The following is a 13,437-nucleotide window of genomic DNA, read 5'->3' as shown; positions in this document are numbered from 1 at the left end:
GGACTCCACAGCGTGAAGTCATCTTTAACTATTGCAGCAATTAACGAGAGTTCAACCGCGGGCCGATGAATGTTCGGCATCAGTGCGGTGAATATCAGACCAATGTCGGAGAGCCGTGCGGCTATCCGACATAAGGCCTTAGAGGGGTTAGATGCGGTAAAGTTTTACCAGTTCATCCAGTTTTTCGGTGACAGCTTGGAGATCGGTTGCCATTGTTCTCACTCGGTCCGCCTCAGACACCACATCATTGTTGCGGTTAGCAATGGAATGAATATTCTCGTTGATCTGGAGCGACGTCGCCGCCTGTTCCTCCGAGGCTGAGGCAATCTGGTAATTCATTCTGGACACTTCGCTGATGGCGGCTTCCACCTCGCGGATTGCCTCGCCGGTTTCCCGCATAGCCCGTGTGGATTCAACAGAACGGGTGCGCCCCATCTCCATGGAGGCCTTTGTGGCTTCGGAGATTTCGCTCAATTCGCCGACCGTCGACCGGATCTGGTCAGTAAACTCCTGCGTGCGAAGCGAAAGTGCTCGGACTTCATCCGCTACCACTGAAAACCCGCGACCATGCTCGCCTGCCCTGGCCGCTTCGATGGCTGCGTTCAGGGCCAGCAGATTGGTCTGCTCGGAAATCGCGTTGATCGAACCGACCACAGAAGAGATGGATTCGATTTTTTCGCCCAGTTCATCAACTCTGGCGGCACTGCTTTCAAGCGCCTCATCGGTGGCCTCGGTCAGTTGCGAGGCGTTGGCCATGGCCTCACCGCCCCGGTTGGCGGCACTGGAAGCATTACTGGCCGCATCAGACGCCAACTGCGCGTTGCTGGCAACTTCCTGGATACTGGCAGACATTTCGTTGGTGGCCGTGGCCGCCTGATCGGTCTGGACCTGCTGCTCATTGGCGATCTGTGTGGTGGCGTCACTGACACTGGTCATTTCAGTGGCATTGGAACGCAGTTGATCGGACAACTCCCTGAGCCTGGCAATCAACTCAACGAACCGCTCAAGCATGTTATTGAACGAACTCGCCGTCACGCTCTTGTCTGTTTCGTCGAGCCGGGCCGTCAGATCATTGCTGCTGTCGAAGCCCCGGATAATCTCGATAATCTGTATCGATTGTTTTTGCTCCGCGCCCATCCGGATAGCAAAAAACACAAGAATGGCCGCCTCGAATACCACGAACGCAGCGTGCAGGAAGGCGATTGACCAACTGCAGTCGTAGTTGAAAATCATCAACGACATGTTGCCCAGGGACGCCCCGCTCAGCTGCAGGCCTGTCAGCGCGAGGTGATGAACAGCGATGGTGCCCGCCGCTACCAATACCGGTAGCCAGTCCCGGTAAATGATGACCAAGGCCAGGGCGGCAAAAATGTGGAAGTGCATTTCAATCCGCCCCATCTGGGCCTGGATCATGATGGCGGAAAACAACATCAGGCAGACAGCAAACAAAGAGGACAGGGCCCGGGTTCCTCGCATAGTGAAATAACCGGCCGCCGCGATACCACCTACCAGAAGAGATGCGATCAAAGCGAAGGTTGTCGTCCCGTACCCCTTCGGCACGAGCAAGCCAACCACCGGAACATGAGCCAGAAGAATAAATAGCATCTGGCGATCGCTGCGTTCCCGAATTTCAACTGCATAGGACTGGCTGTTTAACCCTGTCGTCATGAAGAACTCTCGCTATGGTTTTCTTTCAATAAGCGGCGAAGATCCTGCTCAACCAGCTCTAGGTTCAACTCCGGCGTGGTGTAAACCAGCCGTCTCCGGAAGTCCGGTGTCACCACATGCAGCCTTGCACTGTGGGCAATCAGGTCATTCGGTGTATTACCATTCTTAACGGCAAAATCGTTGTAAGCTGAAGCCAGTTTTTGAGCTGTTCGGTGATTTTCCGGCCTGTGAGACCTGAATGCGGCACCAAGACCCTCCATCGTCTGTTGCAGCGCCTCCTGCGTGTCGTTTTCCGGATCCAGGGTGACAAACAGGAACTCGACGTCCGACCCATTCAAACGCTGGCTCAAATCAATCAGGTTGACCAATTGAACCGGACAAACGGTTCCGCACTGGCGATAACCAAAGAAAACGACGGCAAGCCCGTCTTTTGGAGGTTGATAGCCAAGGATGGGCTCGCCGGGCTCGTCGATCGTGATACCGTAGAAATCGGTGCTTTTGAGGAGTGACGGCATCACCGGGAGAACTGGTGCCAGCATGAAGGCTGCTGCAAACAGCAGGATACTTTTGGTTTTCTTGTTCACTTGTCCCGTCCGTCAGAAATCGCCGCAAATTTGCTCCGAAAGCCGAGCTCGAGCCATAGATGCATTACGCAAATATATAGTTGAAACACTTGCAATTGCGAAACAATACGAACGTAAAAAGCAACAGATCAGGTTTGCTGTAACCGAAAGTAAGCTTTATGGCGATGCATTACATCTGGCGCTCGCCATAAAGCTGGGCGTAGAGTCCTTCTCGGGCTATCAGTTCATCATGATGCCCCTCCTCGATAATTCGGCCGTCTTCGAAAACACAGGCGCGGTCTGCCTGTTTAACGGCACTGAGGCGATGGGCAATGATCAAGGTGGTGCGTTGCTTGAGGAAGGCTTCGAGGTCCCGATGGAGCTGGAACTCGGTTTCCGCATCCAATGCTGAGGTGGCTTCGTCCAGGATCACCACCGAGGGGTCAGACAGGATCATCCGGGCGATAGCCAGCCGTTGACGCTGACCACCAGAAAGACGCACGCCCTGCCGGCCGATAACCGTGTCGAGCTGGTCATGCATGGCAGCAACCGTGCCATCCAGTTGGGCAATCCGCAGGGCATCCCAGAGTGCGGCATCGGGTTTGTCCCGGCCCAGCGTCAGGTTCTGGCGAACGGTATCGTTGAACAGCGCCGGGTGTTGAAGCACCGTCGCCACATGCTCGCGAAGGCACGGCAAGCCGATGCGCTGAACCGGCACGCCATCAATCATCACGTCACCCTCCTGGGGCGTGTACATGCCCAGGATGACCTGAATCAGGGTGGACTTGCCGCCGCCACTGGCGCCCACCAGCGCCACTTTTTCGCCCGGCGCCAACTCCAGGTTAATGCCACGAAGAACTTCCTCCTCCCCATAGGCAAAGTGGATATTGCGGAGGGTAAGCCCCACGGTGTGACGGTCGCGGAACGGATTCTCAAGCGCCGGGTAACGGGGCTCTTCTTTCAGATCCAGCAACCGGTTAATCCGCGCCAGGGCTGCATTGGCGGCGAACCAGGCATACTGCATGTTCAGCATTTCCTGAACCGGCGTCAGCATGAACCAGAGGTAGCCGAAAATGGCGAACATCATGCCGATACTCAGGTCGCTGAAAAGCACGGTCACCATGGCTGCTGCCCGGAAGGCATCAACACCAAACTGGAACAGGGCGAAGCTGGCCCGGCTAGCGGCATCGCTGCGCCACTCAAACTGTATGGCGTGATCCCGCACATTGCGGGCGCGATCGATCAACTGGCGCAGGTAATGCTTTTCCCGATTGGCGGCCCGCAGCTGATGGATGGCATCCAGGGTTTCTGTCAGGTCGCCCTGGAACTCTTCATAAGCGCTGTTCTCCCGACGCTTCAGTTCCTTGACCCGCTTGCCGATCAGAATCGTGGCGAAGATCACCAGCGGGTTGAACAGCAGAATCAGGAGTGCCAGTTGCCAGTGTACCCAGAGCAACACCAGGGCCGTGCCGAACACCGTGAGACTGGCCACCAGAAACCGGCTGATGGTGGTTCCCAGAAACTGGTCAACGGTATCCAGGTCGGTAATAAAATGACTGCTGATCCCACCGGAGCCCCGGGTTTCGTACTCTGACATGGCCACCCGCTGCAAACGCCCCAGCAACCGGGAACGGATACGAAACACCACGTCCTTGGAGACCTTGGAAAACTCCCGGGACTGCAAGACATTAAACGACAGCGCTGCGACCCGGAGCAGGAAGGCCGCCACCACCATAAGGCCGATATAAACCACCGGCGTTTCCCAGCCCCCTGGCAGTAGCGAGTTCATAACCGGCAACACCGGGCCAGGCTCGTCCAGCAGCACTTCATCCACCAGAACCGGCAGCAGCAGCGGTACCGGCACACTCATGACGGTTGCCATGATGGCCAGCAGATTGGCACGCACCAGTCTTGGCTTGTGCTTGAGCGCAAGGCCAAAGATATCCCGCCAGGTGTACTGCTGGCGGGTCTCACGGGTGTCGATACCGGTTACGCTGTTTTGCGGGTGTCCCAAGCAACCTCCGGATAATGAAATGTGCCCGGTTGGATACGCCCGGGAACTGACAATAGTCTACCTGTTAACTGGTTTGCTGCGATCAAAACCGACATCTGTCATCATGAGCCAACGATTTTCTGATGGACCAGGACACAAGCACCTGTGAAACACGATTGCCACTACCATCCCGGCGACCCTGCCAAATGGCACTGCGGAGAGTGCCAGATTCACTATTGCAGCCGCTGCATGCCCGATGCCGACACCCGCCAGCGTCGGGCTCTGTGCCCGCACTGCAGCAAGGCCATGCGATACCTGGGCGCCGCCACCGAAGTGGTCCCTTTCTGGCAGCGGCTCGGCGCGTTCTTCCGCTACCCGTTCCATACCGATCCGCTGATCGTTATCGCCATCTGCACCCTGGTGCCAGTGGTTGCCCCCGCAAACCTGATCGGCATCCTGATCTGGCTGGTGCTGGCCCTGGCCCTGTTCAAATACACCTATGCGGTGATCAACCACACCGCTGAAGGCCACCTGAAACCGCCCGCCGTATCCGTCGCCTTCACCGGCAGCGGGTTCGATATTGTCATCCTGCAGTTGCTGGTCTTCGTCCTGATGGGCGGACTGGTTGGCGCGGCCGCCATGCTCGGGGGGCCAATCCTGATGCTACTGGCGCTGGCGTTTGTCATTCTTGCGCTGCCGGCCAGCATCATGGTGCTGGCCATGGAGCGCTCGGTGGGCGCGGCGGTGAATCCGATGAATCTGGCGGTGCTGATCTCGCGAATCGGCACCCCTTATTTCCTGCTCTACGGCTACCTGATCCTGCTGACCCTCGCCTCGGGCGCGGCCCAGGACTTCGCAGTTAATCACTTTCCGTTCTGGGTTGCCCAGCCCCTGGCCGGCTTCCTGAACAGTACCTTCACCCTGATCCTGTTCCACATGCTCGGCTACCTGTTGTTCCAGTATCAGGAAGAGCTGGGATTCGCCTCGGATATCCAGGATGACACCGCCGGGCAGGACACCCACCAGCGCGACCGCAGCGCCCGTTTCGATGCCGATATCGACATGAATCTGAAAGACGGCAACTACGATCGGGTACAGAGCATGTTGAAGGAAGCTTTGAAGCGGGACCAGGATAACGCCCTGAGAATCGGACAGCTCTACCAACTACTGACGGCGCGCCAGGACACCGACGAACTCTACCGCTACCATCCACGCATTCTGGGCTGGCTTGCCGACCGCAACGACGGTGAAGGTATCGCCGATGTACTGAATACGATCCAGAAAGCAGAACCCGGCTTCAAACTGGAGGATCCGGACCTGTCCGTGCGCTGCGCTCGGGCCCTGTATCACCGGGGCCAGTTCAAGCCGGCGTTACGGGTGCTGCAGGATTTCCACAAGCGCTTCCCCGACAGCGAACAGCTGGCCCCAGCCTATCTGCTGGTGGCACAGACCCTGGCCAACGGTTTATCCCAGTGGGAAAAAGCGACGGCCTTCCTGACGTTTATCCAGAAAAAATGCGTGAATCATCCGCTGCATGAGCAGATTACGGTTTATCTGGAGCAAGCTAAGAATCAAGAGCCATTGAAGGGTCCCAAGGCGTCTTTTTCGGTTCAGGAGTAAGGCAGGGTATGGGGGCGGCTTCCCAAAACACGCTGTAAATACATCCGTGTACGCTTGGCTCCGCCATCCCTGGCTCCGCACAGTTTTGGGAAGCCGCCCCCATACCCTGCCCCGAACTGTGTCAATTGGCCTGCAATAATTGGCGATAATGGCGTGCTTTGGGTGCCATCTGACGCTTCTCAAACTCTTCCACCAACAACCGACAGGCCTCGGTTGTCAGCATGTCATCGCCGGTGCTCCTGAGCCGCTCGAAAGCTTTCTCGGCAGCCTTGAGATCATGCTGTTTGAGACTGGTGAACAGCACCCGGTTATGATCCTCCGCAGCGAGCGGCTGATAACTCTCCCCCTTGCCGAGGTATTCCTGCCAGATGGCAATCATCTGTTCTGGCTGTCGGCGGCTCAGGGCATCGTTCATCAATTCTTTGGCGCGGTCACGGTACTCGGGCAGATCCGGCCGGAGTTTGGCCAGCTGGTAGAGGTGTTCCAGCAGAATATGGCGTTCGGGGTAATGCTCGCGCAGGGCTTCGAACTGCCGCTTCGCCAGATCGAACTCCATCCGGCCAAGGCTGGCCATGGCCTGGGCGTAACCGGTGGTAAACCGGGCATCCTGCTCTTCCTCTTCGGGCTCGAAAAATTCCTCTCGCACCTGCAGCCAGCTTTTGCCAAGCAGCCAGACCAGACCGGCACCTGCGATCAGACCGCCAGCATGGGCCATGTAGGCGATACCGGTGGCACCGGCATACCAGTAATCGTAGATTTCCTTGCCCACCCACACCGGTAGCAGGGCGATAGCCGGAGCACGGAAATAGTTGAAGTAAACGCCAAGAAAGTAGAAGAAACGGATTTTCTGTAGCCCGTAAATGGCCACGTACATGCCCATCAGGCCGGAGATCGAGCCCGAGGCACCCACCAGAGGCACATAGCTACCTGCAGAAACCGCGGTAAACATCAGACCGGAAAGGGCCCCGCATACCAGGTAGGCAATCAGGTACCGGCCTGGCCCAAGGGCTTTCTCAACGGTAAATCCGAGCAGGAACAGGAAGATCAGGTTACCGATAATGTGGCCCCAGCCGCCGTGTAGAAACTGGTAGGTAATCAGGGTATACAGCGACAGATCCGCCGGCACCAGACCAAGCTGGTTGGCACTGAGTTTCTGGAGGTATTCCTGTTCGATGGCGCCGCGCTGTTCCTGCCAGTGCGCCCGCTCCGCCGGCGCCCAGATGACATCCCGGTTCTGGAGCAGATACTGGTAGAACTCCCGGTCCATCATCAGGTTGATGGCCAGCCAGAAATTTTCGTTCTCTTCCCGAAGCTGCTGGAACTGCTGAAGCTCGTAGACCCGGCTCTCTTCGCCCTGAAACTGGATTTGCCGTTGCAGATAATCCTCGTAAGCCGGCGCTTCCAGCTCGTGAAGATCGGCGGCCAGATATTGCTCAACCGCCTGCTCGAGTTTCCGGCTGTCGCCCCCCTGATAAAACAGAAAAACCAGCAGGCAAGCCATGATCAGGCCAAGGGTGACCCAGGGCGGGCGTTTCCAGTTGATGGCGTTTTCGGCGGGGATAATCAGCATGGGCGGTCACAATTCATCATAATCTGTCCCTGAAAGTCTGCTTTTTACCACAGCCACGCCTTCTTTTCGCGCTCAAATGGAATCCAGGGCAAAGGTCACTATGGGTCAATCCCGGAAATGTGGCACACCCCACAGAGTCGGAAAAGCCCAAACTACCGGTGAGACTGTCATTGGGGCGTCATACAAATGACATTCAATCACTTCCATCGACGGACTGTGCCGGGACATGTATCGACTTTTCGCCAATTGCCGTTATTCCTGCTCCGGCCAATAGTGAACAGGAATAACAAGAAAAACCGGACACCGAACCAAGGATTTTCAGATGACCGTACTTGTATTGGATAACCCGGGCCTGATCGCCAATGCAGCGATGGCCGCAGGCTTCACCGCTGTCACTTACGAAGCCGGAACCAGGCGCCCGCACCGCATGAAGTTCCACTACGGCTTCAACAAGCACTCACTGGACAATGATGACATTGCCTTCCTGCAACAGCACGCCGCCTACCTGAAGGAGCATCCTTCCGTGAGCGTTCGGATTCATGGTCATTCCGACAACTTCGGTTCGGAGGATTACAACCAGTTCCTGTCACGATTGCGGGCCAACGCAGTGGCTCGAAGTCTCATTCAGGAAGGCGTGGAGGAATCCAGGATACTGATGACCCACTGGGGCTCAGCCCGCCCCCTGGCAAGGCCGGAAGACCGGGCAGCCAATCGCCGCGTTGAACTGGAATACATGGACATGGATGTCGCCCGGGCACTCTGAGCGGCGACACCAACTCCACAGGCCGCCCCCGAACTCACCGCATAGCGGGGGCTGGATACATCCTGTACAGGCGTGATGGAACACCCTGCAAACGCTATCTGCGCCTTTTATGAAATCTTAATTATTCCGATTTCTGAAGTAGTAAACGGGTCAATTTCATTAAAGCTGAAAATTATTATTAAATACAAACAACAATTTATTTACATATTAGAAAGCAAACTTACATTTATTTAACGAACCTTTTGCCCGAATTCCTCGTCTTAGTCATGTATCCAGGGTTTAACTATTACCTGACTAGAGAGGTCACTATGAACGCAAAAACCTTCACCACTGCCGCACTCATTGGTTCGATGTTTCTTGCCAGCGCTACATTCGCTGCAGGCGGTCCGCGCAACAGCGACGGCGGGGGTCGATCGGCAGAAACTGCCAATTCGGAAGATCTGACCAACATTGAGGTGAGCGATCTGCAGTTCATGCGGGAAGAGGAAAAGCTGGCCCGAGACGTTTATCTCACAATGGACCAGTACTGGGGCGACAGAACGCAGGTATTCGCCAGAATCGCGCTGTCCGAAGAATCTCATACCAGCACCGTAGACTACCTGTTGAAAAAATTCGATGTTGAAGATCCGGTAGTGAATGACACGATCGGCGTATTCACCAATCAGGAACTTCAGGCCCTATATGACGAATTGGTTGCCAAGGGAAAAAACTCGTTTGTTGATGGCCTGTTCGTAGGAGGCCTGATCGAAGAGAAGGATATGAGAGATATTCTGGCCGCGATTAATCAAACCGATGAGCGCGCCATCATTCTTGCCTATTCCAACCTGCTGGATGGCTCAAAAAGCCACCTGGAAGCCTTTGTGAGCGTGATCGAGGCACAGGGACTGACCTATGAGCCTCAGGTGCTGGATGCGGAAGAAGTAGAACTTATCCTGACGGATGAGAGCCAGGTTGAAGACTGACCGGTTATAAAACCGGGTTACCGAAAGCAGAACGGGCGGCCATTGCCCGCCCGTTCTTTTCTGCTCTAGCCATAGACCTGCCAGACATTCCAAAACAGCAATAGCGCTGTCACCAGAATCGCCAGCCAGGTCAGCAAGATGCCAACCATGCGGGCCCAGTGGGTGCCACCACGGCCGTTGATCATTCCAAACGCATGGAGAATGCGGCCAACCACCAGCGCCATGCCGGTCCAGTAGATCAGCCCGCTGGCAACGCCGTTGAGCTCGGCGATGGCGAGCATGATCAGGCCAAGGGGGGCGTACTCCACCAGGTTGGCGTGGGCCCGGACCGCCGCCTCGAAATCCCGGTCATCGGTGATGCCGAGGCCCTTTTTATACTTCAGACGAAATTTGACGACCTGAGCCGACAACACCAGTAAAAGAATGCCGATGACTGCGGCAAACACTCCGGTTACGGGTACGATCATGCTCAGGCCTTCTTGATTGCACTAACGATAGCGAGAAGCAACACAGCGCCTACCGTTGCGGTCACCAGCTCACCAACAGCACCCTGGGCCGCCAGACCCAGAAGGCGGAACACAAAACCGCCGAGAAACGAGCCGACAATACCAATACCGATGTTGGCAAGAATGCCAAAGCCGCGGCCCTTCATGATCAAACCAGCCAGCCAACCGGCCACACCGCCGATAATCAAAAACAGAATCAGATTCATCTCTTGCCTCTCCCTGAGGGTCGTTGAACGAAACGATCAGTCTCGCAAGACTGCCCTGTTTACCGAAGTGCTTCAAGCACTTCCAGACGAGTCGATTAGAGTGTGGCAATCGTCTCCGACATTTTTTTGTGGCAACGCTCGATCAGCTCCGGAATATCGTCAGCCCTGAGGCCCTCGGTTTCGATGGGCGGCAGAACCCGAATGGCCACCGACTCACGCCGGCCACTCCAGCCCTTGGCCTCATCGGCATATTCCTGAACACACACCATGGTGATGGGCGCTCCGGATGCCACCGCTGCGTGAAACGCGCCCTTCTTGAATTTTTGCAGTCCCCGGCCTCTGCTGCGAGTGCCTTCGGGGAAAACCCAGAGGCTTTTCCGATCCCGGGCGATGGCACTGCTCGTGGCTTTCATAACCGCAATGGCCTTGTGGGAGCGTCCGCGATTGAGGATGACGTTGCCGCCAAGCCAGAACACCTGGCCAAAGAAAGGCACCCACACAAGAGCCGACTTACCGACCGTTACGGTGCGCGGCGGCAACAGGTCGCCCACCACAAACAGATCGTCATTGTGCTGGTGGTTGGCAATGACGACGGTGGGCCGGTCCTGCGGCATATTCGCCCAGCCTTCCAGCGGTCGCTTCATACCCAGAACTGCCCGACCGAAACGAGCTACAGCACGCGCCAGGAAACGGTTGTTGTCCGGATTAAAAGGTCTTGCCACGTAGAAAACCAACGCGAACAGACAGATTATCGGCACACTCAACCATGCAAGAAATTTTCTGATAACACCCATGCAACCAAACTCTGCAGCCAAATTTTGGCGCACAAGTGTACGCCAACTTTATATTCCGGCAACAGTGTCAATTTGATCCCTTTGCTTGCCCTTTGCCGAGGCCCTGATGACGTATCGCAGTGGCCCACCGGCGTCGACACTGTCGAACGGGTAACAGGTCACCAGCAGAAGCGTACCCTCCGGCAAACTCTGGGTATCGATCAGCTCTGAACGGCTGTCCACCACCCGGGCACCTTCAACGAGGTAACTCTGCCATCGGCCATCCCGGGCTTGCAGGCGAAGCTCATTGCCGGTTTCCAGCAATTTCAGGCTCCGGAAATGGGTATCCCGGTGTCCGGCAATAATCACGGTTCCGCCAGTATCTTCGCTGCCGGTTAACCGGCCCGGACCGAAGGCCAGGCTCTCGCCGTGGGTATCAGCCAGAACAATCATCGAGTCGTTCAGCTCCGGAATAGCCAGTCGGGCCACCGGCCAGGTGTCCGCCCAGGGCCAGGGGCGCGATTCCGTCTGCCGGGCCTGGCTTTCCGCCCAGGCGATCGCCAGTAATTCCTGGGCAATAACCGCCTTGAGCGGAATCCATAACCCGAATACCAACAAGGTAGCAGAGCTGGTCAATAACAGAAGCATAAGCCGTGTCATGAGAACGCCCTCCTCTGTAGCAGCGCAATCGCCAGGGAGAACATCAGCCCAACCAGGCCGAGCGCGATCAGCAATGGCGCCGAGGTTGCGGTCTGCGGATAGCGCAGCATGCCCGCCTGGCTGCCCGCTGGCAGCAGGGTGGGCAGGCTGTCCGATAACATTGGCGTCTCTGAACTCCGGGCCGTCGTGGTATCCACGGCCACAAAACTGGTGTAGGCAGACATCAGGCCGTGCTGAACCGCCAGCTCGGTCAGGCTGGCCTTATCCGGCTCCCGGCCAGCGACCTTCGCCTCATCCTCCAAACTGTCAATTTTCTCCCTCGCCCAGTGCCGATGAAGTCCGGTCGCGGAAGCGGCCTGCTGCAGGTCCAGCGTTCTGGTCCAGTCCCTGCCACCTGGTAGGCGCCCCGACACCTTTAGCTGCCCCATGGCCGGGACGCCCCGAACCACATGAATCAGCGGTTCGCCCTGGAACAAATCGCCCGGGCGTCTCGGAAACGACTCCTGACCGGCTTTCTGGCCGGGCCAGTTGACGCGGATATCGGTCAGAACCGGTGACTCCATGGCCGAAAACAGGGCCTGCAGCGGACCGTCTACATCGGAAGGCGAGCGGATCGCAGTGTAGGTGCCGCGCCCCCAGCGGGCGGCCTCCCGCATGAAGTGCCGGTTCGGCGCTGAGCCAATACCCACGGTAAACAACCGCTGGTTGCCCAGTTGCTGACGGATCTGCCGGAACAGCGCAGCCTCATTACCCACGGCACCATCGGTAATGAAAATGACCTGACGCACCCGGGCTTCGTCTTCAGCCCCGCCTGCGCTTTCCAGGGCTCTGGACAGCGCAGGCGCCATTTCCGTTCCGCCGTCGGCGCGAAGGCGATCCACATACTGCCGGGCCCGGGCAAGGTTATTGCCGGTCGCCACTTCCGGCTGCATAAACAGCGAGTGGGTCTGACTGTTGAACTGGATGACATTGAACCGGTCCCTTGGCGTCAGCGTTTCCAGACCGGCCTGAAGGGCATCTCGAGCCTGGCGAATCGATTCCCCCGCCATGGAACCGGAGGTATCGATCACGAACACCAGATCCCGGGGCAGGACCATGGTGCCGTTTTCGCCGGGCACCAGCATGGCCATGAGATAGTCCTTCCCTTCCCACGACTGGTGAAACACCGCTGCGGAAGGTTCCAGCCCCGCAGCCGGGCGCCAGCGCACCACAAAATCACGGTTCATCAAAATCTCACCGCCATCGGGACGAACCCTGAATGCCTGTCCGTCCTGGCTGGAAGCAAGGCGGTGCGATGGGCTGGAGACGCTCTCAATCGGCAGCCCGGAATCAATCACCAGATTGATCACCGCCCGATGGCTGTCGGCTGCCACATCATCCGGGTTGACCGTAAACGGGCTGATGGCAGGGGCGTCCGGCACCTGGGTTGTCCGCAGCGCCCATCCGCCCTGCCACTGGTCGGGTGCAGAGCGGACCGGCGAACCCGGCATATAACGCGGCGTTAGCGTGGTTGGCAAAGTGAGTTCGAACACCCCGGCCTGATACTGCACCGGCTGCTGGTACTTCAGCGCCACCGAGACCGTCTCCCCAGGGGGAATATTGGCAACCCGGGCGGTAAACAGATTCGGCCGCTGCTGCTCGACATTCGCCGCATGCTGCCCGGCCTGTTTTGCTTTTTCATAGGTCCGTCCCGCCGTCTCCTTCGGCTGCACCTTGCCCTCAATGGTCCGCTCCCCCACTTTCATGGTCAGACCATAGACACTGGCCTTCTCGGGCAACGGGAACACGAAAATGCCTTCCCGCCACTGGTCACTGGTATTCCGGAAACTGCGCAGCAACCGGGTGTCGGCAATCAACCCGCTGACCTGTATCTCGAACTCGCTGTCCAGCACCAGCGCCGGTTCCTGCCATTGCCCCTGGCCGTCGACAAAATGCAATTGGCCGACGTTGTCTGCCTCACTGGCTTCGGCATAGAGGGGGTGAACAAACAGCATCAGCAAAACTGCCAGCCAGAGGCTGACACCCTCCAGAAAGCGCTTGAAACGCAGTCGCTGGCGTCTGGCAACAGGGGCTGGAGCAAAAAGCCTGAGAGGAGAACTGGAAATAATCATGAGAGAATCCTTGTGACTGCATGACTGTGCGAAACACCGCCA

The 13,437-nt window shown here is 57.3% G+C and carries 12 protein-coding genes; 3 read left to right on the top strand and 9 right to left on the bottom strand.

The genetic code is table 11. The features are described from left to right. Window positions 1-147 precede the first annotated feature (147 nt). The 3 genes from CFT65_RS03815 to CFT65_RS03805 all read right to left on the bottom strand — a co-directional run bounded on the left by CFT65_RS03815 (window position 148) and on the right by CFT65_RS03805 (window position 4,245). Window positions 148-1,668: a methyl-accepting chemotaxis protein gene (locus tag CFT65_RS03815; RefSeq protein ID WP_088826692.1), complete on the bottom strand. Its 1,521-nt coding sequence runs from the start codon at window positions 1,666-1,668 to the stop codon at window positions 148-150. Next, window positions 1,665-2,252, bottom strand: a complete 588-nt coding sequence (locus CFT65_RS03810; RefSeq protein ID WP_088826691.1) for an SCO family protein — start codon at window positions 2,250-2,252, stop codon at window positions 1,665-1,667. The genes CFT65_RS03815 and CFT65_RS03810 overlap by 4 nt, the downstream gene beginning before the upstream one ends. A 169-nt stretch (window positions 2,253-2,421) precedes the next feature. Continuing rightward, complete coding sequence (locus CFT65_RS03805; protein WP_088826690.1) at window positions 2,422-4,245, bottom strand: ABC transporter ATP-binding protein; 1,824 nt, start codon at window positions 4,243-4,245, stop codon at window positions 2,422-2,424. A gap of 144 nt (window positions 4,246-4,389) precedes the next feature. Here CFT65_RS03805 and CFT65_RS03800 point away from each other — a divergent pair, with 144 nt between their 5' ends. After that, entirely contained in the window at window positions 4,390-5,844 is a 1,455-nt protein-coding gene (locus CFT65_RS03800) for a hypothetical protein (RefSeq protein WP_088826689.1), read from the top strand. Window positions 5,845-5,965: 121 nt separating this feature from the next. Here the strand turns inward: CFT65_RS03800 and CFT65_RS03795 are convergent, their stop codons facing one another. Continuing rightward, a complete protein-coding gene (locus tag CFT65_RS03795; RefSeq protein WP_088826688.1) occupies window positions 5,966-7,414 on the bottom strand; it encodes a rhomboid family intramembrane serine protease in 1,449 nt (482 codons plus the stop codon). Between the two features lie 322 nt (window positions 7,415-7,736). Between CFT65_RS03795 and CFT65_RS03790 the strand changes: the two genes are divergently transcribed. Together CFT65_RS03790 and CFT65_RS03785 are read left to right on the top strand one after the other, a co-directional pair. Next, window positions 7,737-8,177 carry an OmpA family protein gene (locus CFT65_RS03790; RefSeq protein WP_088826687.1) on the top strand — a complete coding sequence of 147 codons (441 nt, stop codon included), beginning with the start codon at window positions 7,737-7,739 and terminating at the stop codon, window positions 8,175-8,177. A gap of 308 nt (window positions 8,178-8,485) precedes the next feature. Further along, window positions 8,486-9,139: a DUF2202 domain-containing protein gene (locus CFT65_RS03785; protein ID WP_172408419.1), complete on the top strand. Its 654-nt coding sequence runs from the start codon at window positions 8,486-8,488 to the stop codon at window positions 9,137-9,139. A gap of 65 nt (window positions 9,140-9,204) precedes the next feature. On the opposite strand, the gene CFT65_RS03780 is transcribed toward CFT65_RS03785, so the two are convergent. From CFT65_RS03780 to CFT65_RS03760, 5 genes are all read right to left on the bottom strand, one after another. Continuing rightward, a complete protein-coding gene (locus CFT65_RS03780) occupies window positions 9,205-9,606 on the bottom strand; it encodes an MAPEG family protein (RefSeq protein WP_088826685.1) in 402 nt (133 codons plus the stop codon). A 2-nt stretch (window positions 9,607-9,608) separates the two neighbouring features. Then, on the bottom strand, window positions 9,609-9,851 hold the full coding sequence (locus CFT65_RS03775; RefSeq protein ID WP_008175780.1) for a GlsB/YeaQ/YmgE family stress response membrane protein: 243 nt from the start codon (window positions 9,849-9,851) through the stop codon (window positions 9,609-9,611). Between the two features lie 95 nt (window positions 9,852-9,946). Further along, on the bottom strand, window positions 9,947-10,645 hold the full coding sequence (locus CFT65_RS03770) for a lysophospholipid acyltransferase family protein (protein ID WP_088826684.1): 699 nt from the start codon (window positions 10,643-10,645) through the stop codon (window positions 9,947-9,949). A gap of 48 nt (window positions 10,646-10,693) precedes the next feature. Then, the gene (locus CFT65_RS03765; protein ID WP_088826683.1) at window positions 10,694-11,284 is read right to left on the bottom strand and encodes a class GN sortase; all 591 of its coding nucleotides are present in this window, start codon (window positions 11,282-11,284) and stop codon (window positions 10,694-10,696) included. After that, window positions 11,281-13,395 (bottom strand): marine proteobacterial sortase target protein, encoded by a 2,115-nt coding sequence (locus CFT65_RS03760; protein WP_088826682.1) that lies wholly within the window; start codon window positions 13,393-13,395, stop codon window positions 11,281-11,283. The genes CFT65_RS03765 and CFT65_RS03760 overlap by 4 nt, the downstream gene beginning before the upstream one ends. Window positions 13,396-13,437 lie beyond the last annotated feature (42 nt).

Origin of the sequence: Marinobacter sp. es.048 (assembly GCF_900188435.1) — a bacterium.
Lineage (GTDB): Bacteria > Pseudomonadota > Gammaproteobacteria > Pseudomonadales > Oleiphilaceae > Marinobacter.
The sequence above is the reverse complement of the archived record's forward strand: the minus strand, read 5'-3'. Positions and strand labels throughout refer to the sequence as shown.

Excerpts from the sequence above, each read along its gene's own strand:
- CFT65_RS03815 (WP_088826692.1), bottom strand. The coding sequence starts at position 1,668 with ATGACGACAGGGTTAAACAGCCAGTCCTATGCAGTTGAAATTCGGGAA.
- CFT65_RS03795 (WP_088826688.1), bottom strand. The coding sequence starts at position 7,414 with ATGCTGATTATCCCCGCCGAAAACGCCATCAACTGGAAACGCCCGCCC.
- CFT65_RS03790 (WP_088826687.1), top strand. The coding sequence starts at position 7,737 with ATGACCGTACTTGTATTGGATAACCCGGGCCTGATCGCCAATGCAGCG.
- CFT65_RS03785 (WP_172408419.1), top strand. The coding sequence starts at position 8,486 with ATGAACGCAAAAACCTTCACCACTGCCGCACTCATTGGTTCGATGTTT.
- CFT65_RS03780 (WP_088826685.1), bottom strand. The coding sequence starts at position 9,606 with ATGATCGTACCCGTAACCGGAGTGTTTGCCGCAGTCATCGGCATTCTT.
- CFT65_RS03775 (WP_008175780.1), bottom strand. The coding sequence starts at position 9,851 with ATGAATCTGATTCTGTTTTTGATTATCGGCGGTGTGGCCGGTTGGCTG.
- CFT65_RS03770 (WP_088826684.1), bottom strand. The coding sequence starts at position 10,645 with ATGGGTGTTATCAGAAAATTTCTTGCATGGTTGAGTGTGCCGATAATC.
- CFT65_RS03765 (WP_088826683.1), bottom strand. The coding sequence starts at position 11,284 with ATGACACGGCTTATGCTTCTGTTATTGACCAGCTCTGCTACCTTGTTG.
- CFT65_RS03760 (WP_088826682.1), bottom strand. The coding sequence starts at position 13,395 with ATGATTATTTCCAGTTCTCCTCTCAGGCTTTTTGCTCCAGCCCCTGTT.